This window comes from Streptomyces sp. NPDC005303 (assembly GCF_040607335.1).
Lineage (GTDB): Bacteria > Actinomycetota > Actinomycetes > Streptomycetales > Streptomycetaceae > Streptomyces.
This window is the reverse complement of sequence record NZ_JBEXGM010000022.1, coordinates 83,246-107,404: the sequence shown is the minus strand read 5'-3', so window position 1 is coordinate 107,404 and position 24,159 is coordinate 83,246. Positions and strand designations below refer to the sequence as shown.

28 protein-coding genes are annotated in these 24,159 nt (G+C 67.8%); 26 read left to right on the top strand and 2 right to left on the bottom strand.

Annotated elements, in window-relative coordinates:
* Nucleotides 1–7: 7 nt before the first annotated feature.
* The 8 genes from ABZT93_RS27380 (at nucleotide 8) to ABZT93_RS27345 (ending at nucleotide 7,689) form a co-directional block, all read left to right on the top strand.
* Nucleotides 8–223: a hypothetical protein gene (locus ABZT93_RS27380; RefSeq protein WP_356109506.1), complete on the top strand. Its 216-nt coding sequence runs from the start codon at nucleotides 8–10 to the stop codon at nucleotides 221–223.
* Between the two features lie 340 nt (nucleotides 224–563).
* A complete protein-coding gene (locus ABZT93_RS27375) occupies nucleotides 564–1,622 on the top strand; it encodes an HNH endonuclease (RefSeq protein ID WP_356109503.1) in 1,059 nt (352 codons plus the stop codon).
* Nucleotides 1,623–1,675: 53 nt separating this feature from the next.
* Nucleotides 1,676–2,032, top strand: a complete 357-nt coding sequence (locus tag ABZT93_RS27370) for a hypothetical protein (RefSeq protein ID WP_355736654.1) — start codon at nucleotides 1,676–1,678, stop codon at nucleotides 2,030–2,032.
* Nucleotides 2,022–3,800, top strand: coding sequence for a terminase (locus ABZT93_RS27365; protein WP_356109501.1), 1,779 nt, complete (start codon nucleotides 2,022–2,024; stop codon nucleotides 3,798–3,800). The genes ABZT93_RS27370 and ABZT93_RS27365 overlap by 11 nt, the downstream gene beginning before the upstream one ends.
* Nucleotides 3,797–5,263, top strand: coding sequence for a phage portal protein (locus ABZT93_RS27360; RefSeq protein WP_356109498.1), 1,467 nt, complete (start codon nucleotides 3,797–3,799; stop codon nucleotides 5,261–5,263). The genes ABZT93_RS27365 and ABZT93_RS27360 overlap by 4 nt, the downstream gene beginning before the upstream one ends.
* Nucleotides 5,244–5,993, top strand: a complete 750-nt coding sequence (locus ABZT93_RS27355) for a hypothetical protein (RefSeq protein ID WP_356109496.1) — start codon at nucleotides 5,244–5,246, stop codon at nucleotides 5,991–5,993. Before ABZT93_RS27360 ends, ABZT93_RS27355 begins: the two co-directional genes overlap by 20 nt.
* A 78-nt stretch (nucleotides 5,994–6,071) precedes the next feature.
* The gene (locus ABZT93_RS27350) at nucleotides 6,072–6,713 is read left to right on the top strand and encodes a hypothetical protein (protein ID WP_356109493.1); all 642 of its coding nucleotides are present in this window, start codon (nucleotides 6,072–6,074) and stop codon (nucleotides 6,711–6,713) included.
* A 19-nt stretch (nucleotides 6,714–6,732) separates the two neighbouring features.
* Nucleotides 6,733–7,689, top strand: a complete 957-nt coding sequence (locus ABZT93_RS27345; RefSeq protein ID WP_356109491.1) for a phage major capsid protein — start codon at nucleotides 6,733–6,735, stop codon at nucleotides 7,687–7,689.
* Nucleotides 7,690–7,736: 47 nt separating this feature from the next.
* On the opposite strand, the gene ABZT93_RS27340 is transcribed toward ABZT93_RS27345, so the two are convergent.
* Complete coding sequence (locus ABZT93_RS27340) at nucleotides 7,737–8,264, bottom strand: HNH endonuclease signature motif containing protein (RefSeq protein ID WP_356109488.1); 528 nt, start codon at nucleotides 8,262–8,264, stop codon at nucleotides 7,737–7,739.
* 124 nt (nucleotides 8,265–8,388) lie between these two features.
* Here ABZT93_RS27340 and ABZT93_RS27335 point away from each other — a divergent pair, with 124 nt between their 5' ends.
* From ABZT93_RS27335 to ABZT93_RS27325, 3 genes are all read left to right on the top strand, one after another.
* Nucleotides 8,389–9,303 (top strand): glycosyltransferase family 4 protein, encoded by a 915-nt coding sequence (locus tag ABZT93_RS27335; protein WP_356109486.1) that lies wholly within the window; start codon nucleotides 8,389–8,391, stop codon nucleotides 9,301–9,303.
* Between the two features lie 10 nt (nucleotides 9,304–9,313).
* Nucleotides 9,314–9,730, top strand: coding sequence for a hypothetical protein (locus tag ABZT93_RS27330; protein WP_356109483.1), 417 nt, complete (start codon nucleotides 9,314–9,316; stop codon nucleotides 9,728–9,730).
* A gap of 153 nt (nucleotides 9,731–9,883) precedes the next feature.
* Complete coding sequence (locus ABZT93_RS27325; protein WP_356109480.1) at nucleotides 9,884–10,093, top strand: hypothetical protein; 210 nt, start codon at nucleotides 9,884–9,886, stop codon at nucleotides 10,091–10,093.
* On the opposite strand, the gene ABZT93_RS27320 is transcribed toward ABZT93_RS27325, so the two are convergent.
* Nucleotides 10,090–10,410 (bottom strand): DUF4429 domain-containing protein, encoded by a 321-nt coding sequence (locus ABZT93_RS27320; protein WP_356109478.1) that lies wholly within the window; start codon nucleotides 10,408–10,410, stop codon nucleotides 10,090–10,092. The genes ABZT93_RS27325 and ABZT93_RS27320 overlap by 4 nt on opposite strands.
* Before the next feature lie 35 nt (nucleotides 10,411–10,445).
* On the opposite strand from ABZT93_RS27320, the gene ABZT93_RS27315 reads away from it, so the two are divergent.
* The 15 genes from ABZT93_RS27315 to ABZT93_RS27245 all read left to right on the top strand — a co-directional run bounded on the left by ABZT93_RS27315 (nucleotide 10,446) and on the right by ABZT93_RS27245 (nucleotide 24,093).
* Complete coding sequence (locus ABZT93_RS27315; protein WP_356109475.1) at nucleotides 10,446–10,775, top strand: HK97 gp10 family phage protein; 330 nt, start codon at nucleotides 10,446–10,448, stop codon at nucleotides 10,773–10,775.
* Nucleotides 10,772–11,164 carry a hypothetical protein gene (locus ABZT93_RS27310; protein WP_356109472.1) on the top strand — a complete coding sequence of 131 codons (393 nt, stop codon included), beginning with the start codon at nucleotides 10,772–10,774 and terminating at the stop codon, nucleotides 11,162–11,164. Before ABZT93_RS27315 ends, ABZT93_RS27310 begins: the two co-directional genes overlap by 4 nt.
* A gap of 56 nt (nucleotides 11,165–11,220) precedes the next feature.
* Entirely contained in the window at nucleotides 11,221–11,823 is a 603-nt protein-coding gene (locus ABZT93_RS27305; RefSeq protein WP_356109469.1) for a phage tail protein, read from the top strand.
* A gap of 104 nt (nucleotides 11,824–11,927) precedes the next feature.
* The gene (locus tag ABZT93_RS27300) at nucleotides 11,928–12,335 is read left to right on the top strand and encodes a hypothetical protein (RefSeq protein ID WP_356109466.1); all 408 of its coding nucleotides are present in this window, start codon (nucleotides 11,928–11,930) and stop codon (nucleotides 12,333–12,335) included.
* Between the two features lie 59 nt (nucleotides 12,336–12,394).
* Nucleotides 12,395–12,745 carry a hypothetical protein gene (locus ABZT93_RS27295; RefSeq protein ID WP_356109463.1) on the top strand — a complete coding sequence of 117 codons (351 nt, stop codon included), beginning with the start codon at nucleotides 12,395–12,397 and terminating at the stop codon, nucleotides 12,743–12,745.
* 22 nt (nucleotides 12,746–12,767) lie between these two features.
* Complete coding sequence (locus tag ABZT93_RS27290) at nucleotides 12,768–17,240, top strand: hypothetical protein (RefSeq protein ID WP_356109461.1); 4,473 nt, start codon at nucleotides 12,768–12,770, stop codon at nucleotides 17,238–17,240.
* Between the two features lie 10 nt (nucleotides 17,241–17,250).
* Nucleotides 17,251–19,482: a hypothetical protein gene (locus ABZT93_RS27285; protein WP_356109458.1), complete on the top strand. Its 2,232-nt coding sequence runs from the start codon at nucleotides 17,251–17,253 to the stop codon at nucleotides 19,480–19,482.
* Between the two features lie 3 nt (nucleotides 19,483–19,485).
* Complete coding sequence (locus tag ABZT93_RS27280) at nucleotides 19,486–20,577, top strand: DUF5047 domain-containing protein (protein ID WP_356109455.1); 1,092 nt, start codon at nucleotides 19,486–19,488, stop codon at nucleotides 20,575–20,577.
* Nucleotides 20,574–21,185 (top strand): hypothetical protein, encoded by a 612-nt coding sequence (locus tag ABZT93_RS27275; RefSeq protein WP_356109452.1) that lies wholly within the window; start codon nucleotides 20,574–20,576, stop codon nucleotides 21,183–21,185. Before ABZT93_RS27280 ends, ABZT93_RS27275 begins: the two co-directional genes overlap by 4 nt.
* A gap of 16 nt (nucleotides 21,186–21,201) precedes the next feature.
* Nucleotides 21,202–21,798 (top strand): hypothetical protein, encoded by a 597-nt coding sequence (locus ABZT93_RS27270; RefSeq protein WP_356109449.1) that lies wholly within the window; start codon nucleotides 21,202–21,204, stop codon nucleotides 21,796–21,798.
* Nucleotides 21,799–21,821: 23 nt separating this feature from the next.
* A complete protein-coding gene (locus ABZT93_RS27265; protein WP_356109446.1) occupies nucleotides 21,822–22,772 on the top strand; it encodes an N-acetylmuramoyl-L-alanine amidase in 951 nt (316 codons plus the stop codon).
* Between the two features lie 2 nt (nucleotides 22,773–22,774).
* Nucleotides 22,775–23,158: a hypothetical protein gene (locus ABZT93_RS27260; RefSeq protein ID WP_356109443.1), complete on the top strand. Its 384-nt coding sequence runs from the start codon at nucleotides 22,775–22,777 to the stop codon at nucleotides 23,156–23,158.
* On the top strand, nucleotides 23,159–23,605 hold the full coding sequence (locus tag ABZT93_RS27255) for a hypothetical protein (protein WP_356109441.1): 447 nt from the start codon (nucleotides 23,159–23,161) through the stop codon (nucleotides 23,603–23,605).
* The gene (locus tag ABZT93_RS27250; RefSeq protein WP_355736589.1) at nucleotides 23,602–23,931 is read left to right on the top strand and encodes a hypothetical protein; all 330 of its coding nucleotides are present in this window, start codon (nucleotides 23,602–23,604) and stop codon (nucleotides 23,929–23,931) included. The genes ABZT93_RS27255 and ABZT93_RS27250 overlap by 4 nt, the downstream gene beginning before the upstream one ends.
* Nucleotides 23,932–23,934: 3 nt before the next feature.
* The gene (locus ABZT93_RS27245) at nucleotides 23,935–24,093 is read left to right on the top strand and encodes a hypothetical protein (protein ID WP_356109438.1); all 159 of its coding nucleotides are present in this window, start codon (nucleotides 23,935–23,937) and stop codon (nucleotides 24,091–24,093) included.
* Nucleotides 24,094–24,159 lie beyond the last annotated feature (66 nt).

The following is a 24,159-nucleotide window of genomic DNA, read 5'->3' as shown; positions in this document are numbered from 1 at the left end:
GGTGACCATGCCCGCCTACCTGATCATCCACCCGGCAGGGCAACGCCGCGACGACATCCTCCTCGAAGACGAACCCCTCACCGTCGAGTTCGCCGGCGGCTGGGCCATCTTCCGCGATGGCAACGGCTTCTGCACCGCCATCCCCGCCGCGATGGGAGCCCGCATCGAACGGGTAGACGAACCACAAGCCCCCGACCAGGAGCCCGCGCCGCAGAAGGAGTGAGACCTGTGGCCAACCGTGCGAAGTCCAACCGGCGCATCGTCCGCGAAGGGCGGCGGTATTGGAGCGACCGTCCGACATCCAACGGCAAGGCGGCCGGCATCGGATACGCGCCTCGCAGCGGGGCGTTCACGCGCTGCGTGTCCAGGACCAGCCGGTTCCTCGGGCCTCGGGCTAAGGGATTCTGCGCTCTGCGCTTCCATGAGGCGACAGGCATCTGGCCCGGCAGCAAGGCCAACAGAGGTTCCAGCCGGAAGCGTTGATCAACCTCACAACCGAAAACGCCTGCGGGTAGCTCCCGCAGGAAGGAAGGCCCGATGTCTCCAGGCATCGGGCCTTCCGTATGCCTGGAGACAGAATGAGACCTGAGTGGATCAACTGCGCCCAATGTGACCAGAAGGCCCCCGTGGCTGGCGACGGGCCGATCCCCAAGTACTGCTCCGCCAACTGCCGTTCCCGCTTCAACAAGACTCGGGCGCGCGAGACCGGCAGAGCAGACGAGTGGGAGCGGAGACGCCTCGCGCGCCAGGCGCAAGCCGCTGCTGCTCGGGAAGAAGCTCGACGAGCCGCTGCGGTGCCGTGCCCTTACTGCGCGACCCCCATGACCCACCCCCGCCGCAAACAGTGCGGTAAGTCGGAATGCAGGAAAGCCTTCAACGCGGAGCGCATGCGCGAGTACCAGCGCCGCTACAAGGAGAAGCACGGGCACTTCCAATCCCGCCTGTATGACCGGGGGAAGAAGAGGCAGTACACGATCACCTGCGCGCGGTGCGATCGGCAGGCAGTGGTGACCAAGCGCGGAGCGAGTTACTGCTCGCATACGTGTTGGTACGAGGTGAGCCACGCGAAGCACGCCCAGGTTGAGCTCGCCTGGAAGCCGCTGCTAGCGGCGCCGCGCGTGGCCCGACCGGTAGTGCTTCGCCCGTTGCGGCGCCGCTGGTTCAGCGCATGCTGTCCGATGTGCAGAGCCTGGTTCGTGACCGACAATCCACGCGACCAGAACTGCTCCCCCCGTTGTGGCCGACGATCAGCGAAGGACAAGCGCCGAGCGCTGGAACGCAACGCCTTCGTCGCACCCGTCAGCCGGCCCGAGGTGTACGAGCGGGACCACTGGACATGCCAGCTGTGCGGTGAGGCTGTAGCACGGGATGAGGTCGTTCCGCACCCTCAAGCGCCGACACTCGATCATGTCGTTCCGTTGGCGCAAGGCGGAACGCATGAACCAGCGAACGTTCAGCTGGCCCACTATCTCTGCAACTCGATCAAGACCGACAGGCTCCAGCTCGATCAGCGAGCAGTTGAGGAACTCAGGTCTCGAATCGGACAGATAGGGGCAATACCCCCTTATGGGGCTTTTCAGGGATCGGGGCCGTCTAGAAGCTCTGGATCTGCAAGCGCCTGAGCTGTATTTTTTCGGCCCCTGGTGGGCCTCCACGAGGCCCCAGGAGGGTCGCCATGTCCAAGATCGAACCCCCTGAGGGTCTCGGCGATAAGGCCCTGGTGGTCTGGTCGGAGATCGCGGGGAACTATGAGTTGCGCATCGATGAGCTGCGGGTCCTGGAGGATGCCTGCCGGGAGATCGATCTGATCGAGCGGCTTGAGGCGGAGCTCGTGCATGCCGACCTGATGGTCACTGGCAGCATGGGGCAGCCGGTCGCGTCCCCTCTGGTTCAGGAACTGCGGCAGCACCGGGGCGTCCTCGCTCGCCTGCTCGGCTGGCTGAAGCTTCCCGATGAGGAGGCGCCGGCGAAGGGCAATGCGTCGGCTTCGGCTCGCCAGGCCGCGATGGCGCGTTGGGGCCGTGGCGCGTAGGCGGTCGGTCGAGCGCCAGGACGACGGGCATGACGAGGTCATCGGCTGGTATCGGGAGCGGCTGCTGACGGTTGCTCCACGCCCCGACCTGGAGTGGGAGCCGAAGCTGATCGGCCCGACCTGGCAGCGGAACCCGGATGGCACCTGGCTACTGCCGGAGGCGACGCTCGGCTGGGAGTTTCTCGGCTGGTGCGGCGTCTGGTTGCAGCACTCCCGCGGCGTCCCGTGGCGCTTCACCGACGAGCAGGCTCGCTTCATCCTCTGGTGGTTCGCACTCGATGAGGCGGGGGCGTTCGCGTACCGCGATGGGGTCCTCCAGCGCTTGAAGGGTTGGGGAAAAGACCCGGTCGGTGCCTGCCTGTGCGCGGGGGAGGCGCTCGGCCCGTCCCGCTTCGCTGGCTGGGCCTCGGACGGTACGCCGATCGCAACGGACAGTCCGGAAGCTTGGGTGCAGACCGCGGCGGTCAGCTTGGAGCAAACGAAAAACACGATGCGGCTCTTCCCCTCGCTTTTCACGGCGGAGGCGAAGGAGCACTACCGCATCCAGGTCGGCAAGGAGACCGTCAACGCCCTCGGCGACTCGCGGCTGATCCAGGCCGTCACGTCGTCACCGTCGACGCTCGAGGGCGCACGGGCCACGTTCGTGCTGCTCAACGAGACGCATCACTGGGACTCGTCGAACTCGGGCCACGACATGGCCGACGTGATCGAGCGGAACGCCACGAAGTCAGCGGATGGCGCTGCCCGGACGCTGCGCATCACGAACGCCTATGAGCCTGGCCAGGATTCGGTGGCCGAGCGGGACAGGGAAGCCTGGGAGGCGGTGGATGCCGGCCGGGTGATGGATTCGGGTCTGCTGTACGACTCGCTCGAGGCCCCGCCGAAGGCGCCGTTGACGGTGGAGGACGCTCCGGCGGTGATCCGGTCGATCCGCGGTGACGCAACCTGGCTGAACGTGGACCGGATCGTGAAGTCCATTGCTGACGTCAGGAATCCACCCAGCAGGTCGCGCCGCTTCTGGTTCAACATGATCGTTGCGGCCGAGGATGCTTGGATGGCGCCCTACGAGTGGGACGCCTGCAAGGCCGACGCCCTTGAAGTCCTGGACGGCGAAGAGATCGTCATGTTCTTCGACGGATCCAAGTCTGATGACGCCACAGCGCTGGCTGGCTGCCGGATGTCGGACGGGCACGTCTTCACTTTGGGCGTGTGGCAGCGCCCGGCGAACTGGAACCTCGACGTGCCATGGTCGGTGCCGCGCGACGAGGTCGACGGTGTCGTGGAGCGGGCGTTCAATGCCTACAAGGTGCTGGCTTTCTTCTGCGACCCGGGCTCGGGCCAGGACGAGGACGGCGAACGCTACTGGTACTCCTACCTCGACAGGTGGGGCCAGGAGCACGGTTCGAACCTGATCCTGCACGCCGTCACCGCGGGACCGAAGCAGCACGCGGTCCGCTGGGACATGGGCGCCCCGCGGCATCAGGAGGAGTTCACCGATGCGGTGAAGCGCACGGGTGAGGACATCCTCGAGCGCCGTCTTACGCACGACGGCCACAAACTGATGCGCTCCCACGTCGCCAATGCCCGGCGGCGGACGAACGCTTGGGGGATCACGATCGGCAAGGAGCATCGTGAGTCTGCCCGGAAGATCGACCTCGCGGTGTGCATGGTTGGCGCCCGGATGCTTCGCCGGAAGCTCCTCAACAGCAAGCAGTACGGGAAGCGGCCGAAGTCGCGCGGTAAGGGCAGGGTGGTGGTGTTGCGGTGACCGTTTCCATCCCTGAACTGCCGCTGGTGTATCTCTCGGACGACGAGCTGGCTCTGATCAACATGCTGCGCGCGGACATGCTCCGTGACCGGTACGCCTTGCTGCTGCGGGACGCGTACTTCAACGGCGAGCAACTGGTGCGGGACCTCGGCATCAGCATTCCGCCGCAGTTGAAGGGCCTGCACACGGTCATCGGCTGGCCGCGGGTCGGTGTCGAGAGCCTGGAGGAGCGCCTGGATTTGGAGGCGTTCCGGTGGGCTGACGGCGCGGATTCCAGCGACTTGGCGGAGATCGCCGAGGCGAACGATCTGTTCGACGAGTCGAGTCTGGCTCACCTGGATGCGCTGGTGTACGGGCGGGAGTATCTGGCGGTCGGTTCGGGGGACTGCGGTACGGACGACTGTCCGCCACTGATCTCGGCCGAGTCGCCGCTGGATATGACGTTGATGTGGGATGCCCGGCTGCGGATGGGTACGGCGGCGCTGCGGGAGTGCGCGGCGGACACGTTCATCGAGTCGGGGCCTGAGGAGCGGATGCTGGTCCTGTATCTGCCGGATCAGACGGTGATGTGCCTGCCGAACGCGTCGGGCGGCTGGGAGGTCGTCGACCGGGACATCCATAACCTGGGTGTTGTGCCGGTGGTGCGGATGGCGAACCGGCAGCGGACTGCGGATCGGGTCGGCAAGTCGGAGATCACCCCGGAGGTCATGTCGATCACGGATGCGGCGTGCCGGCGTCTGATGGGCATGGAAGTCGCGGCGGAGTTCTTCGGGGCTCCGCAGCGGTACATCTTGGGGGCGTCGGAGTCGGCGTTTCAGGACGCGGACGGTACGGCGAAGTCGGCGTGGGAGACGTACATCGGCCGGGTGCTGGCGTTGGAGCGGGACGAGGACGGCCAGGTGCCGTCGGTGGGCCAGTTCGCGGCGCATGACCCGACGGGCATGACGAAGATCATCGATCTGTATGCGCGGATCATGTCGTCGCAGTTCGGTCTGCCGCCGCACATGCTCGGCTACACCACCGACAACCCGGCTTCTGCGGATGCGATCCGGTCGACCGAGGCGAAGCTGGTGAAACGCTCGGAGCGACGGATTCGCCGCTTCGGCGCCGCCTGGCAGCAGGCGATGCGCCTCGCCCTGTGGGTTCGGGATGGCGAGCCGCCCGACAAGACGCGCCGGATCGAGACGGTGTGGCGCAACCCAGCAACGCCCACGGTGGCTGCCCAGGTGGATGCCACGGTGAAGCTTGTGCAGGCGGGTGTCCTGCCGGCCGACAGCGACGTCACGTTGGAGATGGCGGGCTTCACGGAGGGGCAGCGGCAGCGGATTGCTGTGGACCGGCGCCGGTCGAGTGCTGCCGCGGCTGGTGGCGGCCTCTTGGATCGTCTGGCTTCGCTGAACGAGCAGCCTGCGGCGAACCTGCCGTCGGCGGCGGAGGTGTCCGGTGGCGGCAACAGTCTCTGACGGAGGCCGTGACCCGGACCGGTATCGGGCCGCCCAACTGGGCCTGACGCGGCTGCTGGTGCGGGATGTGCGCGGCCTGCGCCGGCTCATCATCCCGTCGCGACTGCGGACTTCGGTGCCGGACTGGATGGCTGCCGTGCAGGCGATCGTCGACCAGTACGCGCGGACGTCTGCCGGCCTGGGCGCCGAGTTCTATGACGCCCAACGGGACGCGGCGGGCGTGCCCGGCTCGTTCACGGTGCCGGTCGCTGATCCGCCGCCGGACGCGCAGACCGAGGCGGGTCTGCGGTGGGCGACGAAGGACATCTGGGAACGCGATCCGGATGTTGCGACGGCCGCCCAACTCCAGCCGCTGGATACGCGGCTGGAGCAGGCAGAGAAGAAGGCCGAAGCTGTCGCGCAGAAGCTGGTGACAGACGCCGGGCGAGGCACAGTGCAGGACGCCGTGAAGAGCGATCGGCAGGCTGTCGCTTGGGCACGGTCGGCTGCCCTGGGCGCCTGTGCGTTCTGTCGGATGCTTTCCATACGCGGGGCTGTCTTTAAGCAGGACACCGTCAACTTCCGCGCGCATTCGGGGTGCCACTGCATGGCCATCCCGGTGTTCAAGGGGCAGCGATTCGAGCTGTCCGACAAGGCCAAGGAATGGGAGCGCCTGTACCGCGAGTACGCCGCCCCCTATTCCGGCGATCAGCTCCGCCGCTTCCGGCAGGCGGTCGCCGAGCACGGCTAGACCGCGCTCACCCGCTCAACGAGGTCGCCCTGGTGGCGGCCCTTCTCATTTCCACAGCCCCTGGAGGGCCGATTCGTCATGCCCGAAGAGACCGAGCAGACCAGCGAGCAGCAGGAGTCCAGCACCGAGGGAACCGTCGACGAGACGGCGACCACGGGGCAGGGCGGCACCGAGCAGCAGGACGACGCCCAGGAGGCGGAGACCGGTAGCGAGGAGAAGCCGAAGCCGAAGCCGCCTCCCGGCAAGTCACGCGAGGTGTTCGACCTGGAGCGCGCCAAGGAGAAGATCCGCAAGCAGAACTCCGAGGCGGAGAACCTGCGCAAGCGTCTGCGGGAGTACGAGGACCGCGACAAGACCGAGGCGCAGAAGCTGGCGGATCAGCTGGCAGCCGCCACCGAGCAGGTCACCAAGACACGTCAGCGGCTGGCTCGCACCCAGGTGCAGGCGTTGGCGATGACCGGGTTCGCGGACCCGGAGGACGCGGTCGGCGCGCTGGATCTCGACTCGTACATCGACTCTGACGGCGACATCGACGAGGCGGCCATCAAGGCGGACCTCGACGCGCTCTTGGAGCGCAAGCCGCACTGGGCGAAGACCCAGCCCCAGGAGGGCCCGCGGCGCCCCGCACCGGACCGCACACAGGCGTCCGGCGCCAACAAGAAGCAGGCCCCCAGCCCGCGCGATGAGTTCGCCGGGTGGCTGAGTTCGAAGCTCACGTAGCTTCGGGAGAAGAGACATCATGGCGGTCACCGCCCCCCTGACGCTGTCCAATGTGGACAGTGCACTCCTGCCCCGCACGATCACGGCGCCCATCTTCGAGAAGTCCGTCGAGGCGTCCGCGGTCATGCAGCTGGCCCGTCCGGCGCCGCTCGCGCTGGACGCCACCACGTCGGTGCCGATCCCGATGGACGTGCCGACTGCGGACTGGGTCGGGCAGGCGGCGAAGAAGCCGCTGTCGACCGGCGGCGTCGACGTCAAGCAGATGCAGGCCAAGAAGGTCGCTGTGCTGATCCCGGTCGCCATGGAGGTCGCGAAGACCAACGCGGGCGGCCTGTACGACCAGCTGCAGAAGGACCTGCCGACGGCGTTCGCGCGGGCCTTCGACCACGCGACGATCCACGGCAAGACCATGAAGGGCGCCACCGGCCCGTTCACGGAGTACCTGGCCGCGACCTCCAACAGCGTGGCGCTCGGCACGGCCACGCAGGCGCAGGGCGGCATCTGGGCGGACTTCGTGAACGGCATGGCCGAGGTCGTCGACGACGACTGGGACTACACCGGCACGGTCGCCGACCACCGCCTCAAGCCGTCGCTGCTGCTGGCGACGGACACGACGGGCCGTCCGATCCTGGTGGACACGCAGACGCCGGGCACGAACATGGCGGCGGCGGGCACCCTGATCGGGGAACCGCTCGCGTACTCGCGCAGCGTGTCTGGCAAGCAGCGTCGCCAGTCGGCGAGCGTCGACACGGGCCTGCGGGCGATCGGCGGCGACTGGAGCCAGGCCGCATATGGGGTCGGAATGGACATTACGGTTCGTATCTCCGACCAGGCCACCTACGTGGATGAGGAGGGCGGCGTGCACTCCGCGTTCCAGGAGAACCTCATCCTGATCCTCGCCGAGGCCTACTACGGCTTCGTTATGGGCGATGTCGACGCGTTCGTCAAGTTCACCGGCACCCCGAGCGGTTCCTGATGGCGAGGGCTGTCCCGGCTTCCGCGCCGGGCGGGGCAGCCAAGCCCCTACTTTCCCGTCTCGACGTATCGCTGCGCGCGACGGATTGAGGCGCATGTCTTACAGCGTCGAGCCCTCCGGCCGTTCCCTGCGGACACCATCCAGTAGTTGTCGGTTCCGTATGGGTGGCCGCGCCTGCAAGTCTTCCGTCGTGGAACTTGGCGGCGGTTGTTCTCTGCCTTTGTGACGGGTTCGAGATGGTCCGGATTCACGCAGTTGCGCACGTTGCAGAGATGGTCAAGGTCTAGTCCGGCAGGTATCGGACCGACCAGCAGTTCGTAGGCGAACCTGTGGGCGGCCACCTGCTTCTCGTTGAGCTTGAACCACCCGTATCCGACCTTCTTGGTCGACGCCGTCCAGAGCCAGCACGTCTCGGTCTTTTGGACCTTCGCCCAGAACCTCCTTGTCGGGCTGCTTCGGGGCGGCGGCTGATCCTTGGGGGCAGTCCCACCTGCGGCACGCCTCCACTGCATGTAGTGGTTCACGCACATACCCCGGGCGTAGTGCTTCTTCTCGCACTGGCTGCACATCTTCATGTCACTACTCTACCGCCGGAATATAACGGCAGTCAGGCAAACAAGGAGATACATGCAGGTAGTTGCAAGATTCCATGCATTTCCCCCCGAGCACAATGCGGGCGCCGAGCACATGCTCGTGTCGATGCTCCGACCCCTGGTGGAGCGCGGTCACGACGTGTCTGTGTGGCTGTCCCGCTACGGCAAGGCCCACAAGGAGTACGACTACCGTGGCATCCGTGTGGTGCCGCTGGAGTCCCGCCTCGACTTCCCGACTGCGGTTCGTCGGGCGGATGTGCTGGTGGCGCATCTGGAGACGGTGCCGTCGACGGCGTCGCTGGCCCGCGGCTACGGCAAGCGGCTCGTGGTGGTGTGCCACAACACGCACCGGCCCACGTTCCGCGACATGGCGGCGGGCGGGACGTCGCTGGCGGTCTACAACAGCCAGTGGATGCAGGCGGAGGCGGAGTTGTTTTTCGCCGAGTACCCGAAGTCCGTCCGTCCTGCCGGCAGTCTGATCGTGCGTCCGCCGGTGTTTGCCGACGAGTACGCGACGAAGCCCGGGAAGGCGATCACGCTGATCAACTGCAATCCGGAGAAGGGCGGCAAGGTCCTGAAGGCCCTCGCCGAACGCATGCCGGATCAGCAGTTCCTCGCCGTGAAGGGCGCCTACGGTGAGCAGATCCTCCCAGACTTGCCCAACGTCGAGATCGTCGAGCACGTGGACGGCGCCGACATGCGGGAGAAGGTGTACGCCCGCACGCGAGTGCTGCTGATGCCGTCCTCGTATGAGTCATGGGGCCGGGCCGGCTGTGAGGCGCTCGCGAGCGGGATTCCCGTGGTCGCCCACCCCACCCCGGGGCTGTGCGAGTCGCTGGGTGAGGCTGGGATCTTCGTGGACCGCGAGGACGTGGCCGGCTACGAGGCGGTCCTGCGGAAGCTGGGCACCGCAGCCGAGTACCGGCTGGCCAGCAAGCGGGCCAAGGCCCGCAGTGTCGAGCTCAACCCAGCTGCCGATCTCGCCGCCTGGTGTCAGGCCGTGGAGGGCTCGACCGGATAGGAGGCGCGCGGTGGCGTTCATTCCTCCGACCGTCGAACAGCTCGGCCTGTACTTGGGGCTGGACGAGATCGACGGGGACCGTGCGGACCTGCTGATCACTACGGCGATCTCGCTGTGCCAGACCGTCGTGAAGCCGCTCCCTGAGGGTGCGGAGGCGGTGGTGCTGTCGGTGGCGGGCCGCGCGTATGTGAATCCGCAGCAGGTGTCCTACGAGACGATCGGCCCGATGTCGGTGCAGCGCCCGTCCGGTTCGGGCGGCCTGTATTTGACGAAGTCCGACAAGTCGGCGCTCAAGTCGCTGGCGGGCCGCGGCGGCGCGTTCACGGTGGATCCGACGCCTGCGGCTGCGGATCCTTCGCCGACCTGGCCGGTCGACGAAGCCGAGGGCTACGGCCTGGAGTACGAGCCGGGCTGGGGGTGGATTTGAGTGCCCGCCCCGTACCCGTTCGGGGAGACGGTGCGGATCCTGCGCACCGGTGCATCGCCGGGCCGGGATTCACGCGGGCAGCCGCTTCCCGGCGCCGACGAGTCGTTTGATCTGGCGGGCTGCGTTGTCACACCGCGGGCGGAGACTCCGCAGGTGGGCGGAGCTGAGCAGCAGGCCCGGGACACGGTCATCGTCGGCTGGACCGTGTACGCGCCTGCTGACAGGGCGCTGCGCACGACGGATCAGGTGATGGTGCGGGGCGTGAAGTGCGACATCACCGGCGAGCCCGGCGACTGGGGTCGTTCCCCGTTCACCGGGACTCGTGGCGTCATCCAGTTCGCTGCGGACCGGGTGACCGGCTAGCCGCGGGCTTGTTCGACGGCGGCTACCAGCTTTTCGGCGGCGTCGTTGCTCTTGTACGGGATGGATAGGGAGTGCGGGTCGCTGTACGGCGGTCGCCCTCCCTGCATGACGCCACTCTTCTCTCCGGCGGCCGTGCTGCCCGGAAGAAGGAACTGTACGTAGCCGTGGAACAGGCGGGTTGCCGGCTTGCGGTGGGTTCCGGTGACGTCCGCGGCTCGCAGGCGAACAGGGGCTGGCGACTGGCCGACGGGCGTCTTGGTGATAGTGATCCATTCGCCGTCGAAGCTGATGCTGCCGAGTACGCCCTTGACGTCCATGTCCGCCCCCAGTGGTACAAGTTCGTGGAGGGGCTATGGCAGCACGGTTCAAGATGAAGCGCAAAGGTGTCGGCGAGATGCTGCGGATGCCTGGCATGCAGGCGGAGATGCTGCGCCGGGCGAAGGTCATTGAGGGTGTAGCGATCGCGCTCTCGCCGGTGGATGAGTCCAGTCCGGACCCTGGCCACTATCAGAGGTCGTGGTCGACGGACAGCACTCCCCGTGGCGGTCGTCGCAGGGACCGGGCGGTCGGCTATGTCCGCAACAGCGCCTACTACGCCCGCTGGGTGGAGTACGGCACCGAGAAGGTACCTGCGCACCATGTGCTGTTGCGCGCGGCGGCGTTGGGCGGTCGGAACCAGTGACGGCGATCGTCGACATCGAGGGCGAGCTGATTCCCCGCGCCCAGGCCGTGTGGCCGAACGCGGTGGTGCGCGATGAGCTCGACAACAGTCTGCTGAACGAGCTGCCGACGATCCAGTTCGAGCAGATCCCCGCGGGCGGCGACGACGGAATGCGGCTGGCCCGCATGCTCGTCGACATGAACGTGTACGCCGCTACCAGGGCGGATGCGTTCGCTCTGGCCCGCGAGGTGCACGACTGGATCACCAGTGTGCTGCGTGGTTCGACGACCGCCACGGTGGTGATCGGCCGCACCGGCTGCCTCTCTCTGCCTGCCGTGCGGGACTACGAGAACACCGCCCTGCGTCGCGTCGGCGGCACCTACGAGATCTTCTGTCACCCGGTTTCCTGACCGGCTTCGGGCCCGCGCCGGACCCCTTCAACACCCGCCCGTGCGCGGGCTTTCGCATGTCTGGAGACATCATGGTCAACATCACCCGCGCCGCGGACCTCGCCCTGGTGGGAGCGAACGGCGGGGGATGGGTAGCGCCGGTCGGTTCGACGGCACCTGCCGATCCTCGCAACCAGCCGACGTCGCCGTGGGCGCCGCTCGGCGCCATCTCGGACGACGGCCTGACCTACGGTTTCGACGAGGACTCGCAGGAGTTCACTCCGTGGGGTCTCACCAGCCCGTTCCGCACACAGATCACCAAGTCGGTTCGCACGTTCGGGCTGACGGTGTGGGAGACGTCGCGGGTGGCGGTGCAGTCGCTGCAGTACCGGCTGGACGCCGCCGATCTGGTCCCGGACGGCGACGGGCTCACGAAGTACGCGGAGACTGCGTCGCCGGTGCCGGATCGCAGGGCGTTCTGGTTCCTGGTGATCGACGGGGACGCCTACAAGGGTTTCTACGTCCCGCAGGGCGAGATCAACGACCGTTCCGACGTCAGCTTCAAGCAGGACGAGATGTCGGGCTACGAGTGGACGATCACGACGTACCCGGACGAGTCCGGGAACACCGTCTACCACGTCGACAAGATCCCTGTGACGCCCGCCTACAGCGGGTCCTGAGCTGGTGGGCGGGCCGTAGGTACCTGCGGGTGCCCCGTTGGCGCGGGCGCGGCCCGTCCACCTTCAACCCCAGCCCCGCGCCGTACAGATGAGGAGCCCGCGCCATGCCGAGCACCAGCAGTAGGAAGCCGGGGGCGGCACGCGCCGCAACCCGGACCGCCACCACCCGCCGCAAGACCCAGCCGGATGAGGAGCCGGAGGTCACCGCGGCCGAAGCACAGGAGACCGAGGCGGTCAGCAACTATGTGACCGCCATCCTGTGCGACGAGGAGATCCGCATCATCCCGCCGGGCGCCTGGCGGCAGTCATGGCAGCGCCTGGCCGCACAAGGACAGATCGACGCGTTCGCACAGATCGTGATCCATCCGGACGACTACGACATCTACCTGGACGTCGACCCGACGAACGAGGAGTGGGGCGAGTTCGTTCAGGACGCCGCCGACCGGGCCGGTGAGTCCCTGGGAAACTCGCGTGGACCCGCGCCGTCGTCGAGGAGCACGCGGAGGCGGTAGAAGCCGACCTGCTGCGCTACTACCACGGCGTCGACCTGCTGGACGTGCACCGCGGGCAGATGTCGTGGCGCAGACTGCGGGTCCTCATCCAGCAGCTGCCGCCCGAGTCGGCCACCTGGACTGCCCTGCGTAACGCCATGCCGGAAGAGGAGCTGGCGGAGCAGAGCGAGAAGGGCGAGCCGGAGAAGGGCCGCTGGTCGCAGGCCGAGCAGCTCTTGGCGATGGTCGCCGACCGGGTAGCCCGCCTTGAGTACGTCCTGCTGTGTGTCAACACCGAGCAGAAGTCGAAGAGGCCGAGACCCCCGGAGCCGATCCGGCGGCCCGGCGCGAAAGCGCTCCGCCCGAAGCAACACATGTCCGACGCGCAGGCCAACCACCTGTTCACGCTGATCAACGGGGGCGCCGCATAGGGGCGCCGGGAGGAGGCTCCCGGTGCCCGCCATCTCTGTCGGTTCGGTCGAAGTTGATGTTCTGCCCAACGCATCCGGCATCGAAGGCCGCCTCCGCGCGGCTCTGGTGCCTCCGGCGTCGCAAATCGGTGACGAGGTCGGCCGGATCATTGGCCGGCAGATCGTCCAGCACATGACGCCTGCGATCACGCAGGGCATCAACAACGGCGCGAAGGCTGCTCGTCCGGCGGCAGTCCGGCAGGGCGATGAGACGGCGGGCGCGTTCTCCCGTTCACTGAAGGCCCGGCTGGAGGCGGCGTTCCGGTCACTCCCGAAGGCCAATGTCACGTTGTCGACGACCGGCTTCGACGCCGACATGGCCCGCCTGCGCGCCCGTCTGGAGACCCTGTCGGGTAAGCGGATCGGCATCGACGTCGATGCGGCGACCGCGCTCGCGGAGATCACCGATATTGAGGCTCGTCTGACGCGACTCGGCGCCCAGCACCCGAACGTGCAGGTGCGCGCCGACACGGCACGGGCGTTGGCTGAGCTGGCCGCGCTGCGCGCCGAGGTCGATGCCGTCGACGGCAAAAATGTCGACATCGACGCGAGTGCGGCAACAGCCAGCATCAACGGTCTCGTATTCGCGGCGATCGCGCTGGGGCCGGCGATCCTGCCGGTCCTGCCGGTGATCGCTGCGGGGCTTGGTGCTGTCGCCGCCGCAGGCACCGCAGCCGCTGCAGGCGTCGGCGCGATAGCCCTGGTGGCCGTGCCTGCGTTCAAGCAGATCAGTGGCGTGCTGCAGGCGCAGAAGGCGGCCCAGGACGCGGCGGCGAACTCCACGCTGCGGGGTGCGCAGGCGAACGGGGCGGGTGCTTCGAAGGCCATTCAGATGGCGGGGGCGCAGCAGGCTTTGGCGACGGCCCGCCGGAACGCGGCCCGTCAGATCGCTGACGCCGAACGCGGCGTGAGTGACGCGGTGCGGCAAGCAGCGCAGGCGAACGCGCAGGCCGCCGCACAGGTGAAACAAGCCCGGCAGTCGCTGTCGGACGCCTACGTCCAGGCCGCGGACCGCATGGGGCAGGCCAACGAGCAGGTTGTGCAGGCGGAACGCGACCTGGCCGCAGCACAGAAGTCCGCCCGCCAAGCTCAGCTGGATCTGACGGCGGCCCGCAAGGAAGCCTCCCGTCAACTCCAGGACATGAACAACCAGCTGGTCGACTCGCAGCTCGGCTTGCGGGATGCCGAACTGCGGGTGGCTGAGGCGCGCCAGAACCTCAACGCGGTGAACGCCGCCGGGTCGAAGGCGACCGCATTGCAGCGGCAGCAGGCTCAGCTGCAGTTCGACGAGGCCAAGCAGCACCTGAAGGAGCAGCAGCTTGAGGCCCAGCGCCTCAAGTCCGATACTGCGGCGGCGAACAAGGCCGGCGTCGAGGGCAGCGACACCGTCAAGAGCGCCCAGGAGCGGCTCGCTGCCGCCCAGCAGGGGGTTGTCGATAAGACGACTGCGTTGAAGAAGGCGCAGGAGAACGTCGCGAAGACGCAGATCGAGAACACCAGGGCGATCGCGGATGCTCAGCAGAAGCTGTCCGAGGCGCAGAAGAACGTCTCTGAGGCGCAGCGGCAGGGCGCCGAGAACATCGCCCGCGCGCAGGAGCGTGTTGTCCAGGCCCAGCAGTCCGGGGCGGATTCGATCGCCTCGGCGCAGCGGCAGATCGCCTCCGCGTCGCAGTCGGCGGCCGGGGGCGTGGATCAGGCTGCGATCGCGCAGGCCAAGTATCGGGCTGAGCTGGCGAAGCTGACGCCGAGCGCTCGTGGGACGCTGCGCGCGTTCCTGGATCTGCGGACGGCTTTCAGCGCCTGGTCGAGGGCGCTGCAGCCTGCCGTCATGCCCATTTTCACTCGGGCACTGAACGGGCTGAAGAACAGCCTGCCGAGCCTCACCCCGTTTGTTCTGGCCGCAGCCAAGGCGATCGGCAGCCTGCAGGACCGGGTGTCGCGGGGCTTCAAGTCGCCGTGGTGGCAGAAGTTCAAGACCGAACTGGCGGGCTCTGTCGGACCCGCGATCACTGGCCTGGGTGTGTCCTTCGGCCGGACCTTCAAGGGCATGGTCGGCATCATCGACGCCTTCCTGCCGCACATGGACTCGATCTCGACGCGCATGCAGCGGATCACGGGCCGGTTCGCCAACTGGGGCACGAGCCTGAAGGGTTCGCCGGCGTTCGAGAAGTTCCTGTCGTACTCGGCGCAGCAGGGCCCCATTGTCGCCGACGCGCTGGGGAAGATCTTCAGCGCCTTCTTCGACGTGGGCAAGGCGATGGGGCCGATCGGCAGCATCCTGCTGAAGACGCTCGGCGGGCTCGCAGACGCGATCAGCATCATCGCTGCAAACGCTCCGTGGCTCGTGCAGGGCATCTACGCCGCCTATGTGGCGACGAAGCTGTGGACGATCGCCGTGTGGGCGTTCAACGCGGCGATGGCCGCCAACCCGATCACGCTGATCATCATCGGGATCGTCGCCCTGACTGCAGCGGTCATCTACGCCTACAACAAGTTCGGCTGGTTCCGGACCGCGGTGCAGGCCACCTGGGCGGCGATCCAGACGGCCGCCCTGTGGGCGTGGAACAACGTCCTCAAGCCCGTCTTCATGCAACTCTGGACCGGGCTGAAGCAGCTTGGACAGGCGGCGATGTGGCTGTGGACGAACGCCATCAAGCCTGCCTGGGATGCGATCTCCCTTGCGGCCCGGATCCTGTTCACGGCGATCGTCGTCGCCGTTATCCTGCCGATCATCGTCGCGTTCAAGATTTTCGGGGCGATCGCGGGCTGGCTGTGGAGGAACGCGATCAAGCCTGCGTTCGAGGCCATCGCGTCGGCCGCTGTGTGGCTGTACCGGAACGTCATCAAGCCGCAGTTCGACGCGATGATGGTCGCTTTCCGGGCCGTCGCGAAGGTCGGCAAGTGGCTGTGGGAGAACGCCCTCAAGCCAGCCTTCACCAGCATCGCCAACCAGGCGAAGTGGCTGTACACGAACGCCATCAGGCCGGCCTTCGGGTGGATCGCCGACCGGGCGACCTGGCTGTGGAACAAGGGCGTAAAGCCTCAGTTCGACCTGCTCAAGGCGGGCGTGAAGGCGGTCGGGGCGGCGTTCAAGACGGCGAAGGACTACATCGGCGAGCAGTGGTCGAAGGTCCGTGACCTGGCCCGCAAGCCCGTGCAGTACGTCGTGGATGTCGTCTACAACAACGGCATCCGCGGTGTCTGGAACAAGGTCGCGTCCGCCTTCGGTGCACCGCAGTTGCCGAAGTTCAAGTTCGCGTCCGGCGGCATCATGCCCGGCTACACGCCGGGCCGTGACGTGCACCGGTTCGTGTCGCCGACCGGCGGCCAGCTGGAACTGTCGGGCGGCGAGGCCATCATGCGCCCCGAGTTCACCCGCGCGGTGGGCTCCGGCTTCGTCGGCCAGATGAACTCGCTGGCCAGGTCGCGCGGCTCCGACGGCGTGAAGGCGGCATTGGCGCCCCTGCTGGGCGGCAACCCGCACACGCCGACGGATACGTCCCTGCGTTACGCCAACGGCGGCATCACGCAGAAGTTCGCGGACGGCGGGATCTTCGGCTGGATCGGCAAGGCCGCCTCCGCCACGCTCGGCGCCGGAACCGCAGCCTGGAACACCATCAAGAAGGGCGCGTCCTGGCTGACCGACACCCTGGAAGGCTCGGCGAAGGCGGGCGTCAAGACCGTCGTCAACCCGCTGCTCAGCGCCTTCCCCGGCATGGACACCGGATTCGGCAGGCTGCTCCGCAAAATGCCGGACCGGATCATCGACGCACTGTTCGGCTACAGCAAGGAGGCCGACAAGAAGGGCGCCGGAGGGGTCGGCGGCCCACGGATCGCCGCCGCGCTGAAGTGGGCGAAGAGCCAGAACGGGCTGCCCTACCAGTGGGCTGGCAACGGCAACCCGTCTTGGGACTGCTCCGGTTTCATGTCGGCGATCGAGTCCGTCATCCGAGGCCAGAAGCCGCATCGTCGCTGGGCAACGATGGCGTTCTCCGGGAAGACGGCACCTCCCGGCTGGGTGTACCACGGCAACTCGCCGTTCCGTATCGGCATCACGAATGCCGGTGTCGGTCACACGGCGGGAACGCTGGGCAAGACCAACGTCGAGTCGAGCGGAGGCCGCGGTGTCCACTACGGCCCGACCGCCCGCGGATACAACGACCCCCTGTTCACCAGCTGGTACGGGTTCAAGCCGGGGTCCTACGACTCCGGCGGCTACCTGCAGCCCGGCATGAACCTCGCGTTCAACGGCACCGGCAGGCCGGAGCCCGTGTTCACCACGGCGCAGGCCAACGCCCTCACGTCGATGGCGGCGCGCGGCACATCGGGCCCGGCCAGCTTCGAAGGCAGCCTCTACCTCGACTCCGGCGAGTTCCTCGGCCGGGTCCGCGGCGAGGCAACGACGGTCATGCAGCAGGGCCAGCAGCAGCTGATCAGCGCACTCAACGCGAGCTGAGGAGGTTCTCTTGGCGATCCCAGGCAACCTCCTCAGCTCAACGACCGAGACCATCGACCCGAACACATCCGGGTGGACACCCAAGCTGAACTGCACAATCGGCCTGGGCGTGGGCGGCAGGACCGGCGGTGGCGGCTGCCTGTCCGTCCGGTCGGTGGCTGCGGGGGAGATGCAGGCCCGCACCGTCTCCTCCTATCCGGTCACCGCAGGCACCGTCTACTACGCGTTCTCCGACACCGCCGGCGTGGTGGGGGAGCGGATCGGGATCCGGTGGCTCAACAGCAGCGGCACCGAGATCAGCGTCACCTGGTCGCTGACGACGATGACGGCCTCGTCGGGCTGGCACCGGGTGAGCGTCGCCGGAACCGCCCCCGCAGGCACCGCCACGGCGCAGGTGCTGCTGTCGTCGACGGAGGTCGGCGCCACCGTCTCCCACTTCTGGGAGAACGTCTACCTCGGTCTGCCGCTGCGCACCACCGGCAACCTGCTGCCGTTCAACACCGAGTCCACCGAGGTCGACGCCTCGGGCTGGGCGGCGGTCGTCAACGCGACCGTCAGCCGCCAGGTGCCGGTGATGAACTGGGCGGTCACCAACTACCTGGCGGGCGGACACACGCTGGCGGTAACGGCGATCGCTGCCGGTAACGCATCAGTGCTAGCGGTGGACCGGCCCACGGTGACGCCCGGCGTGGAGTATCTGGCCTACGCCTACCTGCAGCCGCCGGTCCTCACCTCGCAGGCATGGATCGAGCTGCGCTTCTACGACAGCGTCGGCAACCAGGTCGGGGTTCAGCGTTCCACGCTGGCACCTCCGGCGACGACGGGCATGTACCGGCAGCGGGCCTCCATGGTCGCCCCGGCGAACGCGGCCACCTGCTCGGTTGCTGCGGGCCTGGACAGTGCGTCGGCCGGGCAGGTGCTGCGCCTGGAAACCGTGGTGGTGGTGACGGCCCCATCGCTGCAGGCCGGCTCGGTGCTGCCGTATGCGGACGCCTCGTTCGAGCAGGGTGTCGCCGGGTGGGCAACCGCTACGGGTGTCGCCACATTGGCCCGGACCACGCCGTGGGGGAACTCGTTCTTCGACGGCGCCTACGCCCTGGCGGTCACGTCGGCGACCGCGACCGCATCGACGATCCGCTCGGCCAAGTTCCCGGTCACGCCCGGCGTGAACTGGCGCGCGCAGGTCATCGCTCACGCGGCGGCCGGATCATGGTCGAGTGCCCGGGTGCGGGTCCGCTGGTACGACGCCTCCAACGTCGACCTCGGCGCCTCCACCGGCAACACATACGCGCTCCCCGACTCGGCCTGGTATGCGCTGCCCTCGGATGCCGCGGCGCCGGCGAACGCCACACAGTCGGCGATCGAAGTCGTGGCAACCGCATCAGCGATCAACTCGGTGCTCCACCTCGACCAGATCGCCCTGTGGCAGGTGCTGCCCCTGACCGCTGTCGAGGCCCTCGATAGCGGCGGCTACGTCACGCTGACGCTGCGGGAGCTGCCCGTCGACGACTACACGGTCACCATCTACCGGGTGGGCCAGGACGGCTCCCGGACCCTGGTGCGGGGTACGTCGGGGCTGATCAACGGGCAGATCATCACCTCGGACCTGCTGATCGTGCAGGACCATGAGGCGCCGATCGGAGTGCCGGTCTCCTATCGCATCGAGATCCGAAGCCTCGCCGGCGCCGTCTATTCGGTGCGCACCTCGGACAGCGTCACGTTGACCTTGGCCGACATCAACGAGGCGTGGCTGAAGGATCCCGGGAACCCGCAGCGCAACCTCAAGGTGGTGGTGCAGCAGGCACCGGACTGGACGCGGCCCATCGACCAGGCCGCGTTCGTGGTCCGGGGGCGCCGCAACAAGGTGGTGCTGTCCGGGATGCGGCAGGGCCTGGAGGGCGACCTTGCCGTCTGGACCCGCAGCGACGCCGAACGGCAAAGCCTCCACCTGCTCCTCAACTCCGGCAACACCCTGCTGTGGCAGGCCAACCCGGGCATGGGCGTCGACGACATGTACGTCAACGTCGGCCAGATAGCGGAAACCCGCACCGGGAAACTCGCGCAGGACGTGTGGCGGGCCTGGACACTCCCTCTGACCGAAGCCGACCTGCCGGCGACGACCGGCGTCAACGGGCCAGCGGGGCGCACCTGGCAGGACATTCTCACCGAGTTCGACACCTGGCAGGACGTCCTGGACACCTTCTCCACCTGGGAAGACGTGCTGCTGAACCGGCGGGGGTGAGGCGTGTATCCCGTCTCCGACCGGTTCCTGGCCCGCCTCGCCGAATCCCACACCCCGGTCACCCTGGTGCAGCTGTTTCTCGCCGACGGCCGCGTCATCGAGGTGCCGCACACGGGCGGCAGTGTGACTGTGGACCGGGGGCAGGCGAACCGGCGCACCTGCACCGTCACCGTCGCCGACGTGACGCTGATCCCGCGCACCCCTACTGATCAGCTCGCCACCTACGGGGCGCGGCTGCGGATCAGCCGCGGCGTCGACTACGGCGACGGCAGCCAGGAGCTGGTGCCGCTGGGTGTGTTCCGTCTCGACAGCGTCGACGGAGACGTCACCCAAGGGCCGGTGACACTGCAGGGCAAAGACCTCTCCGCGATCGTCGCTGATGACAAGTTCACGGCCCCGTACCGGGCTACCGGCACCGTGGCCAGTGCGATCACCGCACTGATACAGCGCAGCATTCCCGGCGCCGACGTCGTCAGCACCGTCGCCTCTACCACCATCGGCACCCGCGTCTACGACGTCGAAGCCGACCCGTGGACCGGCGTGCAGGAGATCGCCGCAGCAGCAGGTGCGGAGTGCTACGCCACCGCCGACGGCACCTTCACCATCAGTACCCTGCCCGATCTGCTGACGACGGAGCCGGCGTGGTCGATCGAAGCCACTGAGGGCGGCGTCTACATCAAAGCCAGCCGCAGCATGTCCAGCGACGGCGTCTACAACGGGGTGATGGCCCGCGGGGAAAACACCTCCGACAACGTCGCCCCGGTCTCCTCCCTCGTCGTCGACAACGACCCGAACTCCCCGACGTACTGGTCGGGGCCTTACGGGCGCAGGCCCTTCTTCTACAGCTCATCAACGCTGGTCACCACGGCGCAGTGCCTGCAGGCGGCCACCTTGAAGCTCGCCCAGCTCAAAGCCCCGAACGCCTCCGGTGACATCTCCTCCCTGCCCAACCCGGCCCTGGAACCGGGCGACGTGCTGAGGCTCATGCACGAAGACGGCAGCCGCGAACTCCACCAGGCCGCCTCCTTCTCCGTGCCCCTCGATCTCGGCGGCGAATTCCCCATCGCCACCATCTCCGCCAAGGAGGACGCGTGAGCGACAAGTCGGCGCTCGCCGTCAACCGCAGCCTGGTCGCCGCAGTCGCACGCAAAGCGCAGCGAGTCGGCGAAGCAGCCCCGTCAGTACGCGGCTCCGACTGGCGGCTCGCCGTGGTCACCGCCGACAACGGCGACGGCACCATCGCAGCCGACGGCATCCCCAACATCCGCTGCATGGAGTCCTACGTGCAGCCCGCGGTCGGCGACCTCATCCGCATCGACCAGTCCAGCAGCGGCAACTGGCTGGCCATGGGGCGCGCCGCCACCACACCGCAGACGTGGACGACCCTCACACTCGCCTCCGGCTACCAGAACCCCGGCCACGGCTACACCGCCGCATACCTGCGCGAGGGCCGCCGGATCTGGCTACGGGGACGCATCAGCCCCACCTCCGGGACGATCGCCGACGGCGCCACCCTGCTCACCCTGCCTGCCGCAATCCGGCCCGAAGGCGCAACAGCCATCTCCTGGTCGGTCAGCCGCGACGCTGCCGTCGTACCAGCCGCGATCCGCCTGGAAATCCTCACCACCGGCGTGATCAGAACCTTCCAGTCCTCCAACCTGCCGACCTGGGTCGCACTGGACGGCATCTCATACACGATCTAGCCAGAAGGGACGCCTTGTGCCGACCACGGACGATTACGGGCAGGGCGTCAACATTGCGTCCCTGACGGACGCCCCGGACGCCTCCAAGCTCGCCAAAGACCTCGCCAACGCGATCGCACCCCGCTCGGTGATGCGGTTCGCGTCCGCATCGGCCCGCGGCGCGGCCCTCTCCGGGGCGACGGCACCCGTGGAGGGCATGGCCACCTACCTGATGGATGTGGGCCGCCTGGAGGTGTACGACGGCTCAACCTGGGTGACCCCGCCGCAGTCTCTGACCAGCACCAGCAGTGGCCTGTCGGCTGCCTCCGGGTTCAGCCAGCTCGACTTCGCCGGCTACCGCGAGGGCCGCGTCACCGCCATCGACATCTACCTGACGCGCACCGGCGCCACTATCAACGAAGCCAACGGCAACATCAACGACACCGTGTGCTGCACCCTGCCGTCCGGCTGGCGGCCCACTCACCAGACCATCAACGGCACGTGGGATTCGGGTGTCGCGGGCGGCGGGTTCGTTGTCGGCACCGACGGCATCTGCACGCTGCGATCCGCCACCGGCAACATCAACAACGGGTCGAACCTGCGCCTGCACGTCGTCTTCATCAAGACCACCTGAACGGGGGGACCATGGCTACACCGATGACGGATGCGCAGGTCGTCGCCCAGTTGAAGAAGTGGGGTATCCGGTACGTCGAGATCCCCGGCTGGGCCACGCACAACCGCAACAGCAAGGGCGCTTGGGGTCCGGTGAACGGCTTCATCTGGCACCACACCGGGGCCGCAGTGCCAGCCGCCAATGCCAAGTCCTACGCCTCCAGCACCCTGTACAACGGGCTGGCCGATCTGCCGGGCCCGCTCTGCCAGTTCTCCATCGGCGCCGACGGCATCGTCTATCTGGTGGGCTGGGGCCGCGCCAACCACGCCGGCGGCGGCGACCCAGCCGTCCTGCAGCACGTCATCAACGAGGACTACAACGGCCAGCTGCACCCGACGCGCGGCAACAGCAACGGGGTCGACGGCAACGCCCACTTCTACGGCGTCGAAATCCAGTACTCGGGCAGCAAGCCGATGGCCGACACCCAGTACAAGACGGCCCTCCGGCTGTCGGCGGCGATCCTCGACTTCCACGGCTGGTCGGAGAAGTCGGTCATCGCGCACGGCGAGTGGTCCTCCGACAAGTGGGATCCCGGCTACGCCCCCAGCAAGATCATGGCCATGCCCGGCGTGCGCGCCGACGTGCTGGCCACCCTCAACGCAGGCACCACCCAGGAGGACCCCATGGCGGGCATGACCAAGCAGGACGTCCACAACGCGGTCTGGCGCATCGACGACATCCCCGCCGGGTCGACCGAGGCGAACAAGACCAACACCACGTGGGTGCCGGAAACGTTCCTGCGGGGCACCTTCGAGAACACCGTCAAGATCCTCACGATGGAGGCCGGGCAGACCGCGGCCATCGCCAAGCTCGCGCAGCTCATCGGCTCCAACGTCGACACCGAGCAGGTCGTTGCCGCCGTCCAGAAGGCCATCGCCGACGCCGTCATCAAAGTGTCCGTCGACGTCACCACCGCCCAGAACCAGGAGTCCTGACCATGAAGATCTTCGGTAGAGAGCCCGTCTACCTGCTCGGCGCGATCGCGATCGCCCTGAAGCTGGCCGCGGCCTACGGCCTCGACGTGTCCGGCGACCAGCAGGCACTCATCAACACCGTGCTGTCCTGCATCGTTGCGGTCACCTCCGCCATCGTCCTGCGCAACGGAGCGCTCGGCGCCGCCATCCTGCAGCTCGCCTCCGCCGGCCTGGCCCTGTTCATCGGCTTCGGCCTCGACCTGTCCGCGGAGCAGCAGGCCGGATGGATGTCGCTCGTCGCCGCGGTCCTCGCCCTCTTCGAGCACCGCGAGGTCACCGCCCCCGTGCCGGCCGTGCCACTCGAACAGTCCAGCCCGGTCAAGGCGTCCCCGGTTCAGGGAGTCTGAGTGCCGCGCCGGGCGTTCCGCTGGTTCAGCGGGCATCTCGGCCGGCGCGGACCATTCCTCGTCTTCATGGGCATCGGCAAAATCTGCTTCGGCGCCTCATTCATCTTCGAACCGCCCCCACAGGCCGGGCTCAGCATGCTGACCCGCTGGGCGCCACTGCACTGCTGGGCATGGGTGTGGATCATCTGCGGGGCGGCCACCTTCAGCTGCGCGTGGCTGCGCTTCGGCAGAGACGGCCTCGGCTTCGTCGCCGCATCCATCCCGCCCGCCATCTGGGCCTTCACCTACGGATGGGCGGGCATCCTGGGGGACTATCCGCGCGGACTGTGGCTGTTCGCCTGGTACATCACATCGCACTGCGGGGTCATCTGGTGCGCATCACGAGTCCCGCCTGATGCCGGAACACCCCGGACCCTCGGCCAGGCGGCTGAGGGGAGACCCGGGTGAACGGAATCTGGGGCATCATCGGGGCGGGCATCACCCTGATCGGCGTCGGCGTGACCGGCTGGTTCACCTACCGGGGCACACGGACCGCAGCAGCAATCCAGGCGGCACCCGCGGCGAAGGCCCAGGAGTTCGCCGTCCTGGAAGCCACCGTGAAGCGAGTCGACGAGGAGAACAAGTCGCTCCGGGATCGCGTCGTCCGCATGGAGTCGGTCCTGAGGGCATTCGCCCGGACAGCCGACCGATGGTCCCGCCAGATGTACCGGGCGGGCATAGACCCTGAACCAGCTGAACCTCTGGTGGACGAGTACAACCGAACTGGAGTGTGATTCATGCCTGAAGCCGTGCCACGGTCCCCGCGCCGCGACGACACCGCCGCCGACGCCGACTCGCTGGAACGCATGGGCCGCATCGACGAACAGCCCGTCCCAGCACCGTCCATCAGCCCATTCCTCGAACCCGACCTACCGCCGTTCGTCGACGAGACCTGACCCCACGACTACGCCCCCGCTCCTGCCGCCTTCGGGCGGGGGAGCGGGGGCGCTTCGCTGTTTCCG

Coding starts and splice junctions, on each gene's coding strand:
- ABZT93_RS27380 (WP_356109506.1), top strand. CDS start 8: ATGCCCGCCTACCTGATCATCCACCCGGCAGGGCAACGCCGCGACGAC.
- ABZT93_RS27375 (WP_356109503.1), top strand. CDS start 564: ATGCCTGGAGACAGAATGAGACCTGAGTGGATCAACTGCGCCCAATGT.
- ABZT93_RS27370 (WP_355736654.1), top strand. CDS start 1,676: ATGTCCAAGATCGAACCCCCTGAGGGTCTCGGCGATAAGGCCCTGGTG.
- ABZT93_RS27350 (WP_356109493.1), top strand. CDS start 6,072: ATGCCCGAAGAGACCGAGCAGACCAGCGAGCAGCAGGAGTCCAGCACC.
- ABZT93_RS27345 (WP_356109491.1), top strand. CDS start 6,733: ATGGCGGTCACCGCCCCCCTGACGCTGTCCAATGTGGACAGTGCACTC.
- ABZT93_RS27340 (WP_356109488.1), bottom strand. CDS start 8,264: ATGAAGATGTGCAGCCAGTGCGAGAAGAAGCACTACGCCCGGGGTATG.
- ABZT93_RS27335 (WP_356109486.1), top strand. CDS start 8,389: ATGCTCCGACCCCTGGTGGAGCGCGGTCACGACGTGTCTGTGTGGCTG.
- ABZT93_RS27320 (WP_356109478.1), bottom strand. CDS start 10,410: ATGGACGTCAAGGGCGTACTCGGCAGCATCAGCTTCGACGGCGAATGG.
- ABZT93_RS27315 (WP_356109475.1), top strand. CDS start 10,446: ATGGCAGCACGGTTCAAGATGAAGCGCAAAGGTGTCGGCGAGATGCTG.
- ABZT93_RS27305 (WP_356109469.1), top strand. CDS start 11,221: ATGTCTGGAGACATCATGGTCAACATCACCCGCGCCGCGGACCTCGCC.
- ABZT93_RS27300 (WP_356109466.1), top strand. CDS start 11,928: ATGCCGAGCACCAGCAGTAGGAAGCCGGGGGCGGCACGCGCCGCAACC.
- ABZT93_RS27295 (WP_356109463.1), top strand. CDS start 12,395: ATGTCGTGGCGCAGACTGCGGGTCCTCATCCAGCAGCTGCCGCCCGAG.
- ABZT93_RS27265 (WP_356109446.1), top strand. CDS start 21,822: ATGACGGATGCGCAGGTCGTCGCCCAGTTGAAGAAGTGGGGTATCCGG.
- ABZT93_RS27260 (WP_356109443.1), top strand. CDS start 22,775: ATGAAGATCTTCGGTAGAGAGCCCGTCTACCTGCTCGGCGCGATCGCG.
- ABZT93_RS27245 (WP_356109438.1), top strand. CDS start 23,935: ATGCCTGAAGCCGTGCCACGGTCCCCGCGCCGCGACGACACCGCCGCC.